Here is an 18,707-nt window from a genome sequence, read left to right as displayed (position 1 = left end):
CCACAGGATGGGGAGAAACCATGCCCACCCCGGATTATTCGCGCCTTTCCGAATTTTGCTGCCTGTCCCTTCTGCTGTCTGCTGGCGGTTTGCGGCCGCTCCACAGGCTCCTGGCCAGGGTCAACCAGAATGTCCGAAACAGCAGCCTTTATCTGGCCATTTTTTTCGATCCCCACTTCTTCGATCCGGATTTGCTGGTGCGGCCGGGCAAAGCCTTTAGCAATTATATTGCAAGCTGATTGCCCAGAGCCACGCCCTGACCCGGGCGGCAGTGGAAGCCATTAAAGCCAGCCCGGCCCGCATCGTGCTGGTGCCCGGCGACCTGGCCAGGGACGGGGAAAAGAGCAGCCACCGCTCTGTAATATTGCTATTTGACGCTTACGTGGTGCAGGTGTAACCTGGAATATAAAAGCCCCGCCAGGGGCGGGGCGCTAGTGGAGGACTTGCTTTTGCAGCTCCAGCACTTTTTCCAAGGACAGGCCGGTAATTTTGCTCACCAGATGCGGGTCCAACCCCTCCCGCAGAGCAGCCAGGGCGCTTTCCTGTGCTTTTTTTAGCTCACCCTGAGCCATTCCCTGGGCTATGCCCTCAGACAGGCTCTCCTGCCGGGCTTTGCGAAAGGTTTCTTCTACAATCCTTTCAATGTTGGTGACCATGCGCTCACTCTCCTCGGGGCCAAATTTCTCTATGGCTCTGGCTATCTCCTGTTGTTTTTCCGGTGGCAACTGCGGGGCAAATATTTTCAGGCAAAAGGTTTTAAACCGCTGGAAATCTTCAGGCGTCATCTGGCTGAGTACACGCCTCAGGCGGCGCAGGGTTTTAAAGACCTGTTTTATGTCCCGGCTTTTGTCCAGCAAGAACACGGCGGCCAGCAGGTTGGCCGTATTCATTAGCTCCCGGTCATTGTAGTGGTGTACACTGATCAGATCATAGTGGAAGTTGAGCACATACCCGGCAAACTGCTCGCCGGCGGCCAGGATGTCCTGAAAGGATGTGGCCGCTGTCCAGCGGGGCTTACCGTTGTACAGCACCAGGGGGATGATGGCCGGCAGGCGAAAGCGTTTGCTCTCCCGTACCTTTGGCGGCGTGTTGTTATATATCTCCCGCCAGATCTCCACCATGTACAAAAGCAGGCGAAAGGGCATCAAGTAATCCACCGTGGACTGGAGCTCCAGCAGGACGTAGAAGATAACGTCGCCATGCGCACTTTTCAGTCGGTAGACAATATCGGCCTCTTTGTCGGCAAACTCCTGGGTGATGTAGCTTTTATCCACCAGCACCAGGCTCTGGGGGTCTATATTGTGCACCCAGGGGGCGGGTACAAAGCTGCGCAACAGCTGCAGGAAGGTTTCCTTGTTTTTGAGCAAAAACTTGTAACCCTTGTCGTGGGGCTGGTGGACGGGCTGGGTCATGGAGCGGCACTCCTTGCTCTGGCCCGGGCCATTAGTAGCACTCACGCCTGGCGCAGAGCAGGCCAGGTATGGACGTGTCTGGTTTGGTACAGGCACTGGTGGGATGTGGTTGGGCACTTTTGTGATTTTAATTATACTACTGGCGGTGCGAAAGGGGAAGCAGCAAGAGGCGGTTAGCTTTTGCAGGCAATTTGTTGGTATATCCAGTATAGTTTGCTCTACCACGTGCAGCCAAATGAGCAAAAAGTAGTTGGGCAGCAATTAACGCTCCCATACCACCCGGTCCTTAATCTGATACAAAACCAGATATCTTTTTTACACCACCATTTTATGGTATTTATTAGGAGGAATATATTTCGCTTCCAGAAAGGGATAACATTCCGGCATTATCCTCAAGGACTGCATGGTTTCCATCAATTGTTCTTTTAATATACGGGCGGCAGCAGGGCTTTTCCGGTCCAGAAATTGTAAATGGCCTGCCAGCATGCGGCGGGCGCGCTCCGAGACAATAACCTCATATTTGCCCATCTTCTTCCTTTCCTGCCTCTGTAATAATTTGTTCCAGATAATCACTCAGTTGCCCCAGAGTAACCCCCTGGCGCCCCGCCAGACGTTCTTCTTCCACCGCCAGCAGTTCTTCCCGCAGCTGCAGCATCTTTTCCCGGCGCACAAAGGCTGCTATATCCATGACCACCAGGTCGCCCTCACCATTTTTGGTCAGATATACCGGTTCACCGGTGGATTTGCACAGATGGGCTATTTCATTATAATTTTGCCGAATACTGGCCGATGGCTTGATATACATGTTGCCACCTCCTGATAGTAATATTATTATCATATTCTGTATTTATAATACTACCAGAGCTCTCTTTTGATCACAATATCATAATTATTTTGCTTTTGCCCTTGCTTTTTCGGCCAGGTGTGCTATACTTGGATAAGTATTAAAAAGAAGGAAATACCACGATATCTTGCGCCCCCTGATTAGCAGGTCCGGTTTAAAGGTATACTGTTAGGTGATCCGCTTTTTAATCAAAAAAATTAACGGGGGGCATTAAACATGCAGGGAAAAGTAAAATGGTTCAGCGCGGAAAAGGGTTACGGTTTCATTGAGAGCAATGATGGTCACGACGTTTTCGTGCACTTCTCGGCCATCCAGGGCGACGGCTTCAAGACTCTGGAAGAAGGGCAAGCGGTGCAGTTTGACGTGGTCAGCGGCAACCGCGGCCCGCAGGCGGCCAATGTGCGCGTGCTCTAACAGTTTTCCGCAAAGTGTGGTTTTTCCGGTTGCGCTGGTATTAACCACCCAGGACAAGCACAATCCCCGGGGTTTACCCTCCGGGGATTGTTTTTTTCTACATCACAGCGGCTTTTTGGCCGGCAGGCCAGAGATGTTTTACAAGAAAATAAGCAGCTGCAGCTTTTCTATGACCTCTCTCATCACCTTTTCCGGCACCCGACAGATAAATCTGGCCCCCCGGGCCCGCCAGTCCAGGCTTTTAACCTGATCGGCCAGTACCACTCCGGAAACCGGCAGATCTGCGGGCAGCAAAACCTCAAAGGGATAACCTTTCACTTTATATGTAACAGGACACATCAGGGCCAAACCTACCCTGTGGTTGTAAGAAAGGGGAGAAATAACCAGTGCAGGCCTTTCCCCCGCCTGCTCATGCCCTGCCCGGGGATTAAACTGCAGCCAGACAAGATCGCCCCGCCCGGGAACATAATGATCCCCTGCTACCATATTTCCCTGCCCACCGGCTCACCAGTGTCCATCTCACCAGGCAAATTATCAGGAGTTACCCGGGCCAGCATTTCTTCCAGGCTTTGATAACTGCGGCGAATAATCAGAGCATCCTCGGCAATCTGAAACTCCACCGGGCATCCTTCCAAAAGGCCCACTTTTCTGGCTACCGATATAGGTATACGCAAGCCCAAACTATTTCCCCATTTTACAATCCGGGACTGCATAGCCTTGCACTCCTTTGTATAATTCGGCCAACCCGTTCAACGCGGACTACCCCGGCTAACCACCAAATGCCACTATTGTATATACACAGTATATACCTTTGCACATAAAATGTAAATATATTTTACAGCGGCTTTTTGGCCGGCAGGCCCACCCGGCGGGGATAGGCGGCCGGTGTGGGAGCGGTCTTTTGCACCACCACCAGGGCGCGCTCGTCTCCCAGCAGGGGGAGTTTGAACTTGTGCACCGCCGCCAGGCGGCCATTTAACAAAGTCAGAGCACTGCCGGCCGCGGCCACTTCTTCATCCACTCCGGCGCCTTTCCAGGCAATGAAAAAGCCGCCCGGCCGCACCAGGGGCAGGCAGTATTCGGCCAGCACATTTAAAGCGGCCACGGCCCGGCTGACCACCAGCTGAAACCTGTCCCGCCAGCGCTCATCGCGTCCCAGCTCCTCGGCCCGGCCGGGCAGCACAGGGCAGGGCAGACCCAGCTCGCGCCCGGCCAGTTGTAAAAATTTTACCTTTTTCTGTACCGAATCGTTCAGGTGCACATGCAGCCCGGGCAGCACAATTTTGAGCGGCAGGCCGGGAAAGCCGGCCCCGCTGCCAATGTCCAGCAGGGAAACAGTAAAGGGCAGCGCTGTGTTCTCCGGCAGCGAGCCGGCAGGGGAAGGGGTAAAACGGCCGGGCCAGAATTTAAGCAGCGCCAGTGAATCCACAAAGTGTTTGATGGCCACTTCGGCGGGCGCGGTAATAGCAGTGAGATTATATTTCTCGTTTTCCCGGCGTAAAATCTCGTGGTACAGAGCAAACCTTTCCAGCTGCCCGGGCGTAAACTTAAGGCCCAGCCAGGCAGCACACTGTTGTAAGGGTTCGCCTACCGCACCGGCCTCGCCGGCCCGGGAATATTCTGCCAATTATACAAACCTCCTTTGTGAAACTGCCCCGAAAAAAACCCGGCAGCTTCGTCCCACCTCCAGGGAGATGGTTTTTAAAAGGTAGTTTCTATGATCATTTCTGGTAGTTAAGATTATAGCCATTTTTTGTTAAAAGATAAAGCAAAATCTACTGACCTGCTGATCTGCTTAGAAATAATGTAAACCTGATAATTTTCTACTGTTGACATTATGCCAGTTTTTTATATGATATATGTTAACTTACCATTTATAGGAGGTTTACATTATGCGCTTGTCCACCCGCGACATGGTGCTGGCCGCTCTCTTTGCCGCTCTGACCGCAGTGGGGGCATTCATTAAAGTGCCCGTGCCCCACGTCCCTTTCACCTTGCAGTGGCTCTTTGTCATTTTTGCCGGCTTGCTTTTAGGAGCCCGGCTGGGCCTGCTCAGTCAACTGGTGTACATAAGTGTGGGGCTGGCCGGGGCGCCGGTTTTCGCCTACGGCGGCGGACCGGCCTATGTGCTGCAGCCCACCTTTGGCTACCTGGTGGGCTTTGCCGGCGCCGCCTGGCTGAACGGCCGGCTGGCGGAAAAAGACCCCGGCGCCCCACCGGCCCGACTGTTCCTGTACAACCTGGTTGGCCTGGCCGTGGTCTATGGACTGGGCGTGGCCCATCTTTATCTGATCAAAAATTATCTTTTGCACCTGCACTTCCCCCTGGCTACAGCCATCTGGTTCGGGGCCCTGCTCTGCCTGCCGGGGGACATAGCCCTCTGCCTGGTGGCTGCTTTGCTGGCAGAAAAAGTCAGGGCACGCCTGGGGCAGTTTGTGAGCACGGTTACTCCGGCAGGAGGTAAGGAGGCATGAAAAAAGGCCTTTTCATCACGGCCACCGACACGGGAGTGGGAAAAACCGCCGTCACCGCCGGCCTGCTGGCCGTGTTACTCCAGGCCGGTGTGCAGGCTGTGGCCTTAAAACCGGTACAAAGCGGCGCAGTGCGCAAAAATGGCCGCCTGCTGCCACCCGATGCCGCCTTTTACTGCCGCGCAGCCGGTTGGCCGGCAGAAACCGCGGCAAATTTATGCTGTTACTGCCTAAAGCCGCCCTGTTCCCCCCATCTGGCTGCCGCCTTAAGTGGAATTAATCTGGACAGAGAAACCCTGCTGGCCTGGTGCGCAGCAAAAGCCCGCACCAGCGAGTTTGCTTTAGTGGAAGGAGCGGGCGGGCTGGCCGTACCCATTACGGAAAACTATCTCATGGTGGATCTGGCCCGCGATCTGGGTTACCCCCTGCTGGTGGTCTGCCGCCCCGGATTGGGCACCATTAACCATACCCTGCTCACGGTTGCCTATGCCCGGCAGCACGGTCTGTCACTAGCCGGGCTGGTGGTTAATGGCCTGCCGGGCGAGGCCGGCCCGGTGGAGCAAGATAATCTAAAAATCCTCCCCCGCCTGACCGGCTTGCCTCTGCTGGGCGCTCTGCCCCGGCTGGCCGGGCTGGATGTAGAAAAAGGACACTGCGCCGGGCTGGTGCACGCCGTAAGGCAATACCTGAACTGGCGAGCCTTGATTGGTTAACGCTATACCTGCCAGGCCCAGCCTGGCCAGAAGTTGAAGGGAGAGTAAACGGCTATGCCAACCGCTACCATTGATCCCGCCGTCCTGGAAAAATGGGATCAAGAATACATCTGGCACCCCTTTACCCAGATGCAGCAATACCAGCAGGAAAAGCCCCTGATCATCGAAAGGGGAGAGGGGAGTTACCTGTACGACGTCTACGGCAACAAATATCTGGACGGTGTTTCTTCCCTCTGGGTAACTGTGCACGGCCACTGCCACCCCCGGATAAACCGGGCCATAATCCGCCAACTGGAAAAAGTGGCCCACAGCACCCTGCTGGGTCTATCCAATGTCCCGGCCATACTGCTGGCCCAAAGGCTGGTGCAAATGGCGCCCGCCGGTCTAAGCAAGGTATTTTATTCGGACAGCGGCGCCACCGCCGTGGAAATAGCCATTAAAATGGCCTACCAGTACTGGCAACAGCAGGGCAATGAACCATACCGGCACAAGAAAAAGTTTCTCTGTCTCCAGCTGGCCTATCACGGCGACACCATCGGCGCGGTCAGTGTGGGCGGCATTGACACTTTTCACCGCATTTTTGCCCCTTTGCTTTTTGAAACCATCACCGCCCCGGCACCTTACTGTTATCGCTGCCCCTGGCAGCAGGAACAAAGCAACTGCCGCAGGGAATGCCTGCAGGAGCTAGAAAAGATTATCCAACAACACCAGCACGAACTGGCCGCCATGATTATGGAACCGCTGGTGCAGGGCGCCGCCGGACTGATGGTGGGCATTGAGCTGGTACTGGATCGTACCAGCAAAGAGCCCTACCCGCCCGAAGCGCAAATAGGCCACCGTGTCATCCTGGCTGCCCGGCAAAAGGGGCTGATCCTGCGCCCCCTGGGTCATGTGCTTGTGCTCATGCCCGTGCTGACCATGAGCATTGATGAGCTGCGGCAGATGCTTACAATCACCTACGAAAGTATTGCCCAAGTCACCGGTGCATGACATGACCTGTTTTGCCAAATCCGGGACGGCAGTATATTGACAACACCTCGGACACACAGCATCAAACCTTAAACAGAACAAGAGAAAGGCGGAAGTATACTTATGCTCCACGAACTTACCGGGGATACAATTCAGGGCCAGGACTTGTCCCTGGAGCAGGCCCTGCATTTGTACACCAGCCCGGAAATCAAACTGCCGCAGCTGATCGCCGCCGCGGCCCGTGTTACAGAGCATTTTCATGAGGCCGGCCGGGTAGAGCTGTGCGCCATAGTAAGCGCCCGTTCCGGCAGCTGCAGCGAGGACTGCGCCTTTTGCGCCCAGTCGGCCCGCTACCAGACCGGCGCTCCAGTTTACCCGCTACTTACGCCGCAGGAAATACTCCAAAAAGCACAGCAGGCCGCCCAGGACGGAGCGACCCGCTTTTCCATTGTCACCAGCGGGCGGGGAATCGGCCCGAGCGACCTGGATCAGGTGCTGCGTGCCATTGAGCTGATCCGCAGCCATACAAACCTTGCCGTCTGCGCTTCGCTGGGCATTATTGATTACCGTCAGGCGAAGGCGCTGCGAGAGGCCGGCCTTTCCATGTACCACCACAACCTGGAAACCTGCCGCGCCTTTTACAGCCGCATCTGTACCACCCACAGCTGGGAGCAAAGGGTGGCCACTATCCACGCCGCCCGGCAGGCCGGGCTTAAGGTGTGCGCCGGGGGCATCATCGGCCTGGGGGAAAGCCCCCGCCAGCGCCTGGAACTGGCTGCCGAACTGCGCCAGCTGGGTATAACCTCGGTGCCCCTCAACTTTCTCACCCCCATCCCCGGCACACCCCTGGCCGGTCACCAACCCCCACCGCCGGCCGAACTGGTGCGGCTGGTGGCCGTGTGGCGGCTCATGCTGCCCCGGGCCGTGCTGCGCCTGTGCGGCGGCCGCCGCACTGGACTGCGCCGCCTGGTACCCCTGGCTATCTTGGCCGGGGCCAACGGCCTGATGGTTGGCCACTACCTGACCACACCGGGCGAGGACGTGGCGGCCGACCGGCAGATGCTGCAGGATCTGAACCTTGGCTAAATTTCCACCCGGCGTTTTATCTGAAGATAACTTAACCCACCACAGCCAGGCAGTCAGATTATCCTTTGCGCCGGTAATGCTGCTCCAGATAGACCAGCAGCACGGCGATGTCGGCCGGGCTAACGCCCGATATGCGCGAGGCCTGGCCCAGCGAGGCCGGGCGGATGCGCTGCAGCTTTTGCCGGCATTCGGTTTTTAAACCGGGCACCTGTTCGTAATCGATGTCGGCCGGAATGAGCTTTTCCTCCAGCCGCTGAAAGCGTTCAATCTGCTGCAGCTGCTTTTTGATATACCCCTCGTATTTAATCTGGGTTTCCAGTTCCTCCACAAAGGCGTCCACACTGTCCATTTCCCCGGATTCCTCAGCCGGCCGCCCGGCACCCATGTCCACCAGGTCGGCATAGCCTATCTCGGGCCGGCGCAGTACATTGATGGCCGGCAGGGGCCGGGTGAGGGGCGTAGATCCTTTCTTTTGCAGCACGGCCTGCACCTGTTCGGTCACCGGTAATATAGTCTTGCTGAGCCGCTCTTTTTCTTCTTCAATAAAGCGCTGTTTTTGCAGCATGCGCTCATAGCGCGGCGGCGTGACCAGGCCAATCTGGTAACCCTTTTCGGTCAGGCGCAGGTCGGCATTGCCCTGACGCAGCAGCAGCCGGTACTCGGCCCGGGCGGTCATCAGGCGGTAGGGCTCGCTGGTGCCCTTGGTTACCAGATCATCAATCAGTACGCCGATGTAGGCTTCGTCCCGGGTTAAGATGAAGGGCTCTCTTTCCAGCACATAGTGGGCAGCGTTGATGCCGGCTATAATGCCTTGGGCGGCCGCTTCTTCATAACCCGAAGTGCCGTTGATCTGCCCGGCGGTAAACAGTCCGGCAATGTCTTTGCACTCCAGGGTCAGCTTGAGCTGGGTGGGATCCACGGCATCATACTCAATGGCATAGCCCGGCCGCATCACCTGTACCCTTTCCAGGCCGGGGATGGTGCGCAGCATGGCCAGCTGCACGTCCTCGGGCAGGCTGGTGCTCATGCCCTGCACGTACATTTCGTTGGTCTTAAGCCCCTCGGGCTCAATGAACACCTGGTGCTCCTCTTTTTGGGCAAAGCGTACCACTTTGTCCTCAATGGAAGGGCAGTAGCGCGGCCCGGTACCCTGGATAAAGCCGCTGAAGAGGGGCGAGCGGTGCAGGTTTTCCCGGATAATTTTGTGAGTTTCAGGGGTGGTGTAGGTCAGCCAGCAGGGCACCTGCTGCCGCTCCCGCACCGGCGAGATGAAGGAAAAGTTGCGCAGCACTTCATCCCCCGGCTGCACGGTCATCTTGCTAAAATCAATACTGCGCCGGTCCACCCGGGCCGGGGTACCGGTTTTAAAACGCATAAGCTTAAGCCCCAGTTCAGCCAGACTGTCAGAGAGGCCCAGGGCCGCCTGCTGGCCCTGGGGGCCGCCGGTGAAGGCCAGGTCACCAATAATGATGCGCCCTTTCAGGTAAGTGCCCGTGGTCAGCACCACCGCCCGGGCGTAAAAGGTGGCTCCCGTGCTGCCCACCACCCCCCGCACCCGGCCGTTCTCCACCAGCAGCCTTTCCACCAGCACCTGTTTAACATCCAGGTTGGGCTGGTTTTCCAGCACCCACTTCATGGAAAACTGGTAGCGCTTTTTGTCGGCCTGGGCCCGCAATGCCTGCACCGCCGGGCCTTTTTTGGTGTTTAAAAGGCGCATCTGGATGGCCGTGCGGTCGGTATTCAGGCCAATCTCACCGCCCAGGGCGTCCACCTCATGCACCAGATGGCCCTTGGCCGGCCCGCCCACGGCCGGGTTACAGGGCATCAGAGCGATGTTGTCCAGATTCAGCGTGAGCACCGCCGTGCGGCAGCCCAGGCGGGCCGCCGCCAGCGCCGCCTCGCAGCCCGCATGCCCGGCCCCCACCACAATCACATCGTATTCTCCGGCTATGTATTGCAAATGTTTCACCTCTCACTTCCCAATACAAAAATCGCTGAAGATGCGCTCCACAATATCCCCGGCCACCGCCGTGCCCGTGATCTCGCCCAGCGCCTCCCAGGCCTGGCGCAGATCAATGGACAAAAGCTCCAGGGGTACCCCCCGGCTAACCGCCGCCGGCACCTCCATTAAATGCTGATAAGCCCGCTTCAAGGCTTCTTCGTGGCGCAGGTTCACCAGCACGGCCTCGCCCGGCGCAGCCAGCTCTCCGGCATGCACCAGCTCCACTATGGCCTTCTTCAGCTCCTCCAAACCCTGCTCGTGAAGAGCGGAAATATATACCACCCGGCCGGGCCACTGGTCGGCAGTGTCAGCCACCAGCCGCAGCGGCGCCCGGCCCGCTGCTTCTTCCCGCCGCCCTCCACTAAAGACAGCAGCCTGTCCGTCCGCTTCCTCCACCAAGTCCACCTTGTTCACCACCAAGATGGTCCGCTGCGGGTCCAGCTCCGCCAGCAGCTCTTTTTCCGCCGGCTCCAGCGCCCGCCCGGCCTCCACCAGCAGCAGCACCAGATCGGCCTGCTCCAGGGCCTCTTTGGTGCGCTCCACGCCGATTTTCTCCACCGGGTCGGCGGTTTCCCGCAAACCGGCGGTATCCAGAAGGCGCAGGGGCACACCCTCAATGTTTATATATTCTTCGATAATGTCCCGGGTGGTGCCGGGAATATCGGTGACAATGGCCCGGCTTTCTTTGAGCAAAGCATTCAAAAGGGAGGACTTGCCCACATTGGGCCGTCCGGCAAGCACTGTGCGCAGGCCTTCCCGGTACACCCGGCCGGCAAAGGCCGAGCGGATCAACTGGTCAATTTCCCCGGCCAGCTCCTCCGCCTGCCGGGCCAGATGGTCCAGTTCCAGTGCGGGCAGGTCGTCTTCGGGAAAGTCGATCACCGCCTCCACGGCGGCCAGCAGGCCCAAAAGATTTTGCTGCATTCCCTCAATGCGCCGGGAAAGGCCGCCCCCCAGCTGCTGCACGGCCAGGCGCAGCGCCGCCCCGGTGCGGGCCCGGATGATATCGATCACCGCTTCAGCCTGGGCCAGGTCGATGCGCCCGTTTAAAAAGGCCCGTTTGGTGAACTCGCCCGGCCCGGCCAGGCGGGCACCAGCCGCCAGTACCAGCTGCAGCACCTGCCGCAGGGGCGTGATCCCGCCGTGGCAGTTAATTTCCACCACATCCTCCCGGGTATAGGTGCGGGGAGCCAGCATCACGGCCACCAGCACCTCGTCCACTACCCGTCCATCGGCCGGATCCACTATGTGGCCGTAGTACAGGCGGTGAGATTGGGGCGACCACGCCATCTCTTTGCCCGGGCGAAAAAGGCGGCGGGCAATTTCCACCGCCTGGGGCCCGGACAGGCGCACAATGCCAATGGCCCCCTCTCCCGGAGCAGTAGCTATAGCAGCAATGGTATCGCTGTCCAGTATAAATCTGTTCATAAATATTTCCTTCCCATACCCATACTAATTAAGTGCGATAAAAACTGGTTGGCACTCACGCCTTCCCTCTTTGCTGCTTCCACAACCATCTTGTGCAGGCTTTTAGGAATACGTAAAGTAATGCGGCCATTATACTCTTCCTGTTGCCCTGGTTCAGGCACCGGAATGTTAGCCTCCAGGGCGGCTTTGATCCATTCTTCCTTGGCCGTCATGGCATCGGCAATGGCTTCATCAATAGTATCTCCTGTGCCCACACAATAGCGTAAATCGGGAAATTCAACAATAAACCCACCATCATCTACATCGGGCCGCACCTGAAAAGGATAATTCAGTTGCCGGTAATATGCTAAATCTTTAGCCATAACCTAAATCACCTCACCAGCAATTACTATAACCCCATTTTCTCTAACAAATCCCTTACATTTTCCAAATATACCTTTTTTACCGGTTTACCACTGCGTCGAGCTATTACGATCACATAGGGAGCCTTGATATATGTATAATGACTAGTGCCCCTACAACGCCAGTTAAATCCCAGATGGGTAAGTAATAGATGTATATCTTCAAAATTTGCTTCCTTAGCATTTTTTATTTTTTGAACCAGTTTCTCTTTTTTGCTCAAAGGCTATGCACCTCTGTATGACATTATATGTAATATCATATATAGTGTAAATAATTTTAAAACTATAAACCCCCGGTACAAACCGGGGGTATTATTTGCACAACTACTAACAACTCATAATCACTTTTTCGGCGCAATGATGATCTTGCGGTAGGGTTCCTCGCCCTCGCTGTAGGTAGCAATATCGCTGATCCCCTGCAGGGCGGTGTGAATGATGCGCCGCTCCAGGGAGCTCATGGGCTCCAGCACCACATTGCGGCCGCGCTGACGGGCCTTTTCGGCCAGTTTAAGGGCCAGTTTTTGCAGCGTTTCCTCCCGCTTTTTGCGGTAGCCCTCGATATCCAGAAAAATCTTGTAGCGCTTTTCCTGGTTTTTGTTCACCGCTAGGTTGAGCAGATACTGCAGGGCATCCATGGTCTCGCCCCGCCGCCCGATCAGTGTGCCCAGATCCCGGCCAAACATGCTTACCGAAAGGGTATCATTTTCCTCTTTGATGAAAATTTCCGCCTGAAGCTGCATGGCCGCCAGAATATCCTCCAGCAGCTTTTTCAGCCGGCTGGCGGCGGTGTTTCTCACCTTCACCCGCACCCGGGCCGGCCGGGTGCCAATTAGTCCAAATATCCCGCGGGAAGGCTCCTCCAAAACCTCTACATCCACATCTTCCCTGCTCGATTTAAGCTCGGCCAGTGCCAGGTTCACGGCTTCCTGCACTGTTTTAGCCGTCTTTTCTACTTCCACCACTTTTTGCCATAGCCTCCTTCATGGCCAGCGTCTGCTTGTTCACCAGGTACTGCTGGCCAATACCCAGAACATTGAACATCACCCAGTACAGCCCCAGTCCGGCCGGCACCGTGGTGCAAATCCAACCGATGAACAGCGGCATCATGTACAGCATCATGCGCTGGGTCTGGTCGGCCATATTGGTGGTCAGCCTGGACTGCAGGTAAGTGGTTGCTGCCGCCAGCACCGGCAAGATGAAATAAGGATCCCCAATGTGGCTCAGGTTGGCAATCCACAAAAACTTGGCGTGAGCCACATTTTTGTAATTAAAGTGCAAAAGTGCCCGGTACAGGGCAATCAGGATGGGCATTTGCACCAGAATGGGCAGGCAACCCGCCATGGGATTGACATTGTTCTCGCGGTAAAGTTCCATAATTTTCTGCTGCATCTTCTGCGGGTCTTTATTCTTGTACTTTTCCTGGATCTCCTTGATCTGGGGTGCCAGCTGCTGCATCATGAACATGGACTTCATCTGTTTCAGGGAAAGGGGATACAGGATTACCTTGATGATGATGGTAAACAGAATGATGGCCAGGCCGTAATTGCCAATGCCCATTTGCAGAGTCAGGTGATAGAGCCAGTCCAGCGCACCGGCCATAAAATCAACCAGCTTTTGGAACAACAAACCGCCTCCCCGCGCTTACATAACTATTTTACCGGATCATAGCCCCCGGGATGAAAAGGATGACATTTCAGCAACCTGAGCAGAGCCAGGCAGCCTCCCTTAATTATACCATACTTTTCCAGAGCAGCAACGGCATACTGGGAGCAGGTGGGATAAAAACGACAGGTAGGGCCTTTTAAGGGAGACAAATATTTCTGGTAAAACCTGATCAGCAGCAGCAGCACAGCCACCGGCCGAAGAAAACGCATTCTGATCACTGCCACCTCTCCTAGTAATCATAACTACCGGCAGTCCGGACACCCTGCGTCAACGATCTCCCTCACGGCCGATCCTGGCGGCCAGCCGGAGCATGTCCTCTTTTAATTCGGCAAAGCTCTTTCCGGCAGCGCTGCGGCGGGGAATGACGATATAATCATGCCCGCTGGCAAAGTGGTCCGTGTGCAGGCGGCAGATCTCTCGCAAAAGGCGCCTTAACCTGTTTCGCTGTACCGCTTTACCGGTTTTCTTGCTCACGGAAAAACCAAAACGGCGCCCTATGCCGTCCACCGGCAGATAGTAGATCACCACATACCTGCCGGCCAGCGACCGGCCCTGCCGGTAAACCCGTTTAAATTCCCTGTCCTTTTTCAGGCGGTACATAAAATAAAAAACACCTTTTTTCAGGTTATTATAACCAGATGGAGCGGGCCGGCGATACAGGAAAGGCCACTTTCTTGCAAGCGGCCTTAAGCGGTGAGTCTCTTTCTTCCTTTCAGTCTTCTGCGTTTAATCACATTGCGGCCGGCTTTGGTGGACATTCTCTGGAGAAAGCCGTGCACCCGTTTGCGCCGCCTGTTCTTGGGCTGGAAAGTCCGTTTCACACGCCACACCTCCTTAAAATAAAATCCCCGGGTGGTTGCAGATACTTCCCGGTCAAAGGCGCATCATGCAAAATTATACCCCGGAATTTTTCATCAAGTCAAGAAAAAAGCCGGCTCCCGAGATATCCACATTAAGAACAGCCTGTTGATTTTTATCTTGTTGATATGCAGGTAAAAATTTGTTATGATCTATAAAGCGACCGGCCGGTTTTCCACACCGGCCACAGCAGTAGTCTTGCACATGTGTATATATTTGTGCAAAAAGCATGTCCGCAGTCTCCACTGGTCAGTCGGAGGCTTTTTTAAGTAATTGGCAGGGGGCAGCAATAATCGTGCAAAACATACAGCTGGATAAAATCTGGGAAAATGTGCTGAGCGAGCTGGAGAACCGGGTCAGCAGTCCGATCATGGAAACCTGGCGCGCGGCCATGCACCCGCTGGCTTTAACCGGACAGGAACTGTACATAGAAGTGCCCGATGTCTTTTCCCGCGACTGGCTCATTGACCGCATGTCTTCGATATTAAAGAGCATTGTTTACGACCTGCTGGACCGGGATGTTAATGTAAATTTCATTCTGAGTGAAGAGAAAGAGGCAGTGCTGAGGAAGGTTTCCCAGCGTGAGCAACAGCAAAGGCAGCCGCTCCATGGCAACCTCAATCCCCGCTATACCTTTGATACCTTTGTGGTGGGCAACTCCAACCGTTTCGCCCATGCCGCCTCACTGGCCATAGCCGATTCGCCGGCCAAAACCTACAACCCCTTTTTTATCTACGGAGGGGTGGGGCTGGGCAAAACCCACCTCATGCAGGCCATCGGCCACCACATTCTGGCCCGGGACAGCAGCTGCAAGGTAGCCTATGTCACCTCGGAAACTTTCACCAATGAGCTGATCGCCTCCATCCGCGACGAGTCCACCACCGAGTTTCGCAATAAATACCGCAGCGTGGACATTCTGCTGGTGGACGATATCCAGTTTCTGGCCAACAAGGAGCGCACCCAGGAGGAGTTCTTCCACACTTTCAATACGCTGTACGAAGCCAACAAGCAGATCATCATCTCCAGCGACCGGCCGCCCCATGAGATCCCCACCCTGGAGGACCGCCTGCGCTCGCGCTTCGAGTGGGGGCTGATCACCGACATTCAGCCGCCCGACTATGAAACCAGGATCGCCATCCTTTCCAAAAAAATGCAGCTGGAAAACAAAGAGGTACCCGGTGAAGTGCTGGCCTTTATCGCCGAGCGCATCCAGTCCAACATCCGCCAGCTGGAAGGGGCACTGATCCGCATCATCGCCTATTCCTCGCTGCACCAGAAGGAAATTACGGTGGAACTGGCGGAAAAAGTGCTTAAAGATGTGCTGCCCCAGAAAAAGGTGCGGCCCATTACCGGACAGCTGATCTTAAAGGCGGTGGCCGAGCACTTCAACCTGAAAGCGGAAGAACTGCGCAGCAAGCGCCGCTCGCGCAATGTGGCCTTTCCCCGCCAGATTGGCATGTACCTGTGCCGCGAACTGACCGACCTTTCCTACCCCAAAATAGGGGAACTGTTTGGGGGGCGCGACCACACCACCGTGCTGCACGCCTGCGAAAGAATCACGGCGGAAAAACAGCTGGATCCCTCTCTGGAGGAAACCCTGCGGGAAATTATCAACAAACTAAAAGATAGCTAAAGCTGGCGCCCCACAGCCGCTGGCCCACTTATCCACATATACACAGCAACTATTACTGATACTGCTGATCTTGGGGATTGATCTAATACTTATTCTACACGGGTGATGAACATGCGCCTCTCCACAGCCAAAGAAAGCCTGATCCAGGGACTGCAGATTGCCGCCCGCGGTGTTTCGCCTCGCAGTCCCATGGCCGTGCTGGCCGGCATTTACTTCGACTGCCGGGGCGGACAGCTAATGCTGCGCTCCACCGACCTGGATTTCTCGGTCCAGTGTCTTGTGCCGGCCCAGGTGCTGGAAGAAGGTTCCACAGTGATCCCGGCCAAATACATCACCGACTTCACCCGCCTGCTGCCCGATGGTCGGATGGAAATTACCGTGGATGAAGTGACCAACATTGCCAGCATTACCTACGGCAATTCGGAATTCAATATCAACTGCTACCATCCAGCCGACTTTCCCGAACAGAGCCTGCCTGTGCTGGAGCAGTCCCTCACTTTGAGCAGCGACCGTTTCCGCCAGGCTGTGCGGCAGGTGATCTTCGCGGTTTCCAGCCAGGACAGCCGGCCGGTGTTTACCGGGGTGCTGCTGGAAATCCGCCCGGACTCCCTGACCATGGTGGCCACCGATACTTTTCGCCTGGCCGTGAAAAGGCTGGCCCTGGGCGAAAATGAAGAAGCCGGGGCGGTAAAGCAGCCGGCGGAGGGCGATGCTGCAGCGGCCGGGCCGCCGGGGGAAAATGCGGGGCCGCCCGGCGCCGGGCTGGCGGAATTGCTGGAGGAGAGCGATCCTCTGGCTGAAATCATTGTGCCGGCCCGCACCCTGCAGGAGGCCAGCCGCATTGCCGCCAGTGCGGAAAAGATCTCTTTAAGCTACAGCGCTACCCATGTGGCTTTTTCCACGGGCGACATCACCATCAGCAGCCGGCTGATTAAGGGCAAATTCCCGCCCTTTAGGCAGATCATCCCGCTGCGCCAGCCTACAGTGGTGCGCCTTAATACCGCTGCTCTGTTAAGTGCCGCCGAGCGCTGCTCCCTGCTGGCTGTGGATACCAACCCGGCCGTGGGCTTTATCATGAACCAGGACAGTGTGACCGTGAACATAAAATCGGAAACCGGCTGGATTCGGGAAGAACTGCCGGCTGAGCTCAGCGGCCCGCCCCTGCAGACCTATTTCAATGTTAAATACCTGAGCGACATGCTCAAAGCGGTGCCGGGAGAAAATATCGCCCTGCATTTTGAAGATCCGGTTTCGCCCGTACTGGTGCTGGCCGACCAGGCGGAAGGCCTGGACTTTTTATCCATCCTGGTGCCGGCCTATCCCAAAAACCAGAGCTAGTGCCGTAAAGCCAACCCATGCATCTGGTCAGCCTGCACCTGGCCGGGTTTCGCAACCTGGCTGCCGGAGAGCTGCGGCCCGGCCCCGGCCTGAACATTATTGCCGGTCCCAACGGGCAGGGTAAAACCAATCTGCTGGAGGCCATCTATATTTTGTGCTGCGGCCATTCCTTTCGCACGGCGCGCTTTGCTCCCGTGATAGCCGCAGACCAGAGCCAGGCTTATTTGCAGGGCTTTTTTCAGCGGGACGGCGATCAGCAAGAAGTGGCCGCCCGGCTCACCCCCGGCGGCGGCACATTTTTTCTGAACCGAAAAAAAACCGGGCGCCTGCCCCTTTTTCAGCCCGGCTGGGCCTTTGTCTTCACCCCCGAGGAGCTGGACACGGTTACGGGAGCTCCTGAACTGCGCCGCCGCTGGCTGGACCGGGACATCTGCCGGGTAAGCAGGCCGTACTATCTCCTGCTGCGCTCCTACCAGCGGGCGCTGGAACAAAAAAGCGCCCTTTTGCGCAGCCTGCCGCCCCCGACGCGCAGCGACCAGTTGCCGGTGTGGAACAGCCAGCTGGTGGAACACGGCAGCCGGCTTTTAGAAATCAGGCTGCGCACTTTAAAAGAGCTTTCGCCCCTTTTTAAAGCGCAGTACGCGGCCATCAGCAGCGGGGGGGAAAGCGTCTATTTCAATTATCTGTGCAGCATAAAACTGCCCGAACCATTTAACCTGGAAAAAATCAGGGAAAACTATAACTGTATGCTGGAGCAGCTGCAGGAAAAAGAATGGCAGCGCAAACAGCCCCTGGTGGGGCCGCACCGCGACGATATCGCCTTTTTCCTGCAGGACCGGCCGGCGCGGCATTTTGCTTCCCGCGGCCAGTGCCGCAGCCTGATGCTGGCCGGCAAACTGGCCGGCGTGGAGCTTTTTTACCGTCAGACCGGTTTTTACCCCATTTTGCTCCTGGATGACATTCTACCCGAGCTGGACCGGCAGCGGCAGCAAAATGTGCTGAACTTTCTGGCCGGCTATCCCGGACAGTGCTTTCTCAGCACCAGCCAGCCCGCTCTGCCGCCGGGCCTTCAGGCCGCCCGGGTATTTTATCTGGAAAAGGGTGTCATTCGGGATTAGAGGAGCGTTGTGAGCATGTTCGTACACCTGGGCGGGGACACCGTGATCCCCGGTAAAAACATTGTAGCCATTTTGGACATGAAAACCACCGCCGCGCCCTCCACCCGGGAGTTCATGCAGATGGCCGGTCACGCCTACGAAGTGATCAACATCGCCGGACCGGGCCGGGAAAAATCTTTTGTGATCACCAGTGACGGCAAGATGATCATATCTCCCATTTCCTGCACCACCCTGCTCCGGCGGGCCCGCAGCCGGAAGCTGGTTTTGGAGGAATAGCGGGAGGTTTGTAGCAGTTACCAACAGGCCAATAAATATTGACAAAACATAACAAAATAGTTGCCATGAAGTTATGGAA

At 56.2% G+C, this 18,707-nt stretch carries 25 protein-coding genes; 11 read left to right on the top strand and 14 right to left on the bottom strand.

What is annotated here, in order from left to right; all coding sequences use genetic code 11:
* The first annotated feature begins 20 nt into the window (after positions 1-20).
* Together ACUVTU_RS08265 and ACUVTU_RS08260 are read left to right on the top strand one after the other, a co-directional pair.
* Positions 21-239, top strand: coding sequence for a hypothetical protein (locus ACUVTU_RS08265; RefSeq protein WP_445889490.1), 219 nt, complete (start codon positions 21-23; stop codon positions 237-239).
* 32 nt (positions 240-271) lie between these two features.
* Complete coding sequence (locus ACUVTU_RS08260; RefSeq protein WP_445889489.1) at positions 272-397, top strand: hypothetical protein; 126 nt, start codon at positions 272-274, stop codon at positions 395-397.
* 34 nt (positions 398-431) lie between these two features.
* Here ACUVTU_RS08260 and ACUVTU_RS08255 read toward each other — a convergent pair whose 3' ends face one another.
* Both ACUVTU_RS08255 and ACUVTU_RS08250 read right to left on the bottom strand, forming a co-directional pair.
* Positions 432-1,412 carry an Rpn family recombination-promoting nuclease/putative transposase gene (locus ACUVTU_RS08255; RefSeq protein WP_445889488.1) on the bottom strand — a complete coding sequence of 327 codons (981 nt, stop codon included), beginning with the start codon at positions 1,410-1,412 and terminating at the stop codon, positions 432-434.
* A 514-nt stretch (positions 1,413-1,926) separates the two neighbouring features.
* A complete protein-coding gene (locus ACUVTU_RS08250) occupies positions 1,927-2,217 on the bottom strand; it encodes a prevent-host-death protein (RefSeq protein ID WP_445889487.1) in 291 nt (96 codons plus the stop codon).
* A 255-nt stretch (positions 2,218-2,472) separates the two neighbouring features.
* On the opposite strand from ACUVTU_RS08250, the gene ACUVTU_RS08245 reads away from it, so the two are divergent.
* Positions 2,473-2,670: a cold shock domain-containing protein gene (locus tag ACUVTU_RS08245; protein WP_445889486.1), complete on the top strand. Its 198-nt coding sequence runs from the start codon at positions 2,473-2,475 to the stop codon at positions 2,668-2,670.
* Between the two features lie 138 nt (positions 2,671-2,808).
* Here ACUVTU_RS08245 and mazF read toward each other — a convergent pair whose 3' ends face one another.
* The 3 genes from mazF to rsmG all read right to left on the bottom strand — a co-directional run bounded on the left by mazF (position 2,809) and on the right by rsmG (position 4,297).
* Entirely contained in the window at positions 2,809-3,156 is a 348-nt protein-coding gene (gene mazF, locus ACUVTU_RS08240) for an endoribonuclease MazF (protein ID WP_445889485.1), read from the bottom strand.
* Positions 3,150-3,383 (bottom strand): AbrB/MazE/SpoVT family DNA-binding domain-containing protein, encoded by a 234-nt coding sequence (locus tag ACUVTU_RS08235; protein WP_445889484.1) that lies wholly within the window; start codon positions 3,381-3,383, stop codon positions 3,150-3,152. The genes mazF and ACUVTU_RS08235 overlap by 7 nt, the downstream gene beginning before the upstream one ends.
* A 122-nt stretch (positions 3,384-3,505) precedes the next feature.
* Positions 3,506-4,297, bottom strand: a complete 792-nt coding sequence (rsmG, locus tag ACUVTU_RS08230) for a 16S rRNA (guanine(527)-N(7))-methyltransferase RsmG (protein ID WP_445889483.1) — start codon at positions 4,295-4,297, stop codon at positions 3,506-3,508.
* A gap of 265 nt (positions 4,298-4,562) precedes the next feature.
* On the opposite strand from rsmG, the gene ACUVTU_RS08225 reads away from it, so the two are divergent.
* The 4 genes from ACUVTU_RS08225 (at position 4,563) to bioB (ending at position 7,909) form a co-directional block, all read left to right on the top strand.
* Entirely contained in the window at positions 4,563-5,144 is a 582-nt protein-coding gene (locus tag ACUVTU_RS08225) for a biotin transporter BioY (RefSeq protein ID WP_445889482.1), read from the top strand.
* Positions 5,141-5,854, top strand: a complete 714-nt coding sequence (bioD, locus tag ACUVTU_RS08220) for a dethiobiotin synthase (protein ID WP_445889481.1) — start codon at positions 5,141-5,143, stop codon at positions 5,852-5,854. The genes ACUVTU_RS08225 and bioD overlap by 4 nt, the downstream gene beginning before the upstream one ends.
* A gap of 54 nt (positions 5,855-5,908) precedes the next feature.
* Positions 5,909-6,844, top strand: coding sequence for an aminotransferase family protein (locus ACUVTU_RS08215; RefSeq protein ID WP_445889480.1), 936 nt, complete (start codon positions 5,909-5,911; stop codon positions 6,842-6,844).
* Between the two features lie 102 nt (positions 6,845-6,946).
* Positions 6,947-7,909 (top strand): biotin synthase BioB, encoded by a 963-nt coding sequence (bioB, locus tag ACUVTU_RS08210; protein ID WP_445889479.1) that lies wholly within the window; start codon positions 6,947-6,949, stop codon positions 7,907-7,909.
* Between the two features lie 58 nt (positions 7,910-7,967).
* Here the strand turns inward: bioB and mnmG are convergent, their stop codons facing one another.
* The 9 genes from mnmG to rpmH form a co-directional block, all read right to left on the bottom strand.
* The gene (mnmG, locus tag ACUVTU_RS08205; protein WP_445889503.1) at positions 7,968-9,869 is read right to left on the bottom strand and encodes a tRNA uridine-5-carboxymethylaminomethyl(34) synthesis enzyme MnmG; all 1,902 of its coding nucleotides are present in this window, start codon (positions 9,867-9,869) and stop codon (positions 7,968-7,970) included.
* A gap of 12 nt (positions 9,870-9,881) precedes the next feature.
* Entirely contained in the window at positions 9,882-11,339 is a 1,458-nt protein-coding gene (gene mnmE / locus ACUVTU_RS08200; protein ID WP_445889478.1) for a tRNA uridine-5-carboxymethylaminomethyl(34) synthesis GTPase MnmE, read from the bottom strand.
* On the bottom strand, positions 11,336-11,701 hold the full coding sequence (locus ACUVTU_RS08195) for a toxin-antitoxin system HicB family antitoxin (protein ID WP_445889477.1): 366 nt from the start codon (positions 11,699-11,701) through the stop codon (positions 11,336-11,338). The genes mnmE and ACUVTU_RS08195 overlap by 4 nt, the downstream gene beginning before the upstream one ends.
* Positions 11,702-11,727: 26 nt before the next feature.
* Entirely contained in the window at positions 11,728-11,961 is a 234-nt protein-coding gene (locus ACUVTU_RS08190; protein WP_445889476.1) for a hypothetical protein, read from the bottom strand.
* Positions 11,962-12,081: 120 nt separating this feature from the next.
* Complete coding sequence (gene jag / locus ACUVTU_RS08185; RefSeq protein WP_445889475.1) at positions 12,082-12,702, bottom strand: RNA-binding cell elongation regulator Jag/EloR; 621 nt, start codon at positions 12,700-12,702, stop codon at positions 12,082-12,084.
* Complete coding sequence (locus ACUVTU_RS08180) at positions 12,677-13,363, bottom strand: YidC/Oxa1 family membrane protein insertase (RefSeq protein ID WP_445889474.1); 687 nt, start codon at positions 13,361-13,363, stop codon at positions 12,677-12,679. Before ACUVTU_RS08180 ends, jag begins: the two co-directional genes overlap by 26 nt.
* A 26-nt stretch (positions 13,364-13,389) precedes the next feature.
* Positions 13,390-13,614, bottom strand: coding sequence for a membrane protein insertion efficiency factor YidD (gene yidD, locus ACUVTU_RS08175; RefSeq protein WP_445889502.1), 225 nt, complete (start codon positions 13,612-13,614; stop codon positions 13,390-13,392).
* A 58-nt stretch (positions 13,615-13,672) separates the two neighbouring features.
* Positions 13,673-14,005, bottom strand: a complete 333-nt coding sequence (gene rnpA / locus ACUVTU_RS08170; protein ID WP_445889473.1) for a ribonuclease P protein component — start codon at positions 14,003-14,005, stop codon at positions 13,673-13,675.
* 86 nt (positions 14,006-14,091) lie between these two features.
* Positions 14,092-14,226, bottom strand: a complete 135-nt coding sequence (gene rpmH / locus ACUVTU_RS08165) for a 50S ribosomal protein L34 (protein ID WP_445889472.1) — start codon at positions 14,224-14,226, stop codon at positions 14,092-14,094.
* 332 nt (positions 14,227-14,558) lie between these two features.
* On the opposite strand from rpmH, the gene dnaA reads away from it, so the two are divergent.
* From dnaA to remB, 4 genes are all read left to right on the top strand, one after another.
* Positions 14,559-15,896 carry a chromosomal replication initiator protein DnaA gene (dnaA, locus tag ACUVTU_RS08160; RefSeq protein WP_445889471.1) on the top strand — a complete coding sequence of 446 codons (1,338 nt, stop codon included), beginning with the start codon at positions 14,559-14,561 and terminating at the stop codon, positions 15,894-15,896.
* A gap of 111 nt (positions 15,897-16,007) precedes the next feature.
* Positions 16,008-17,234 (top strand): DNA polymerase III subunit beta, encoded by a 1,227-nt coding sequence (dnaN, locus tag ACUVTU_RS08155; protein WP_445889470.1) that lies wholly within the window; start codon positions 16,008-16,010, stop codon positions 17,232-17,234.
* Positions 17,235-17,251: 17 nt separating this feature from the next.
* Positions 17,252-18,352: a DNA replication/repair protein RecF gene (recF, locus tag ACUVTU_RS08150; protein ID WP_445889469.1), complete on the top strand. Its 1,101-nt coding sequence runs from the start codon at positions 17,252-17,254 to the stop codon at positions 18,350-18,352.
* 15 nt (positions 18,353-18,367) lie between these two features.
* Complete coding sequence (gene remB, locus ACUVTU_RS08145; RefSeq protein ID WP_445889468.1) at positions 18,368-18,628, top strand: extracellular matrix regulator RemB; 261 nt, start codon at positions 18,368-18,370, stop codon at positions 18,626-18,628.
* Positions 18,629-18,707 lie beyond the last annotated feature (79 nt).

This window comes from Desulfurispora sp. (assembly GCF_052744395.1).
The sequence above is the reverse complement of the archived record's forward strand: the minus strand, read 5'-3'. Positions and strand labels throughout refer to the sequence as shown.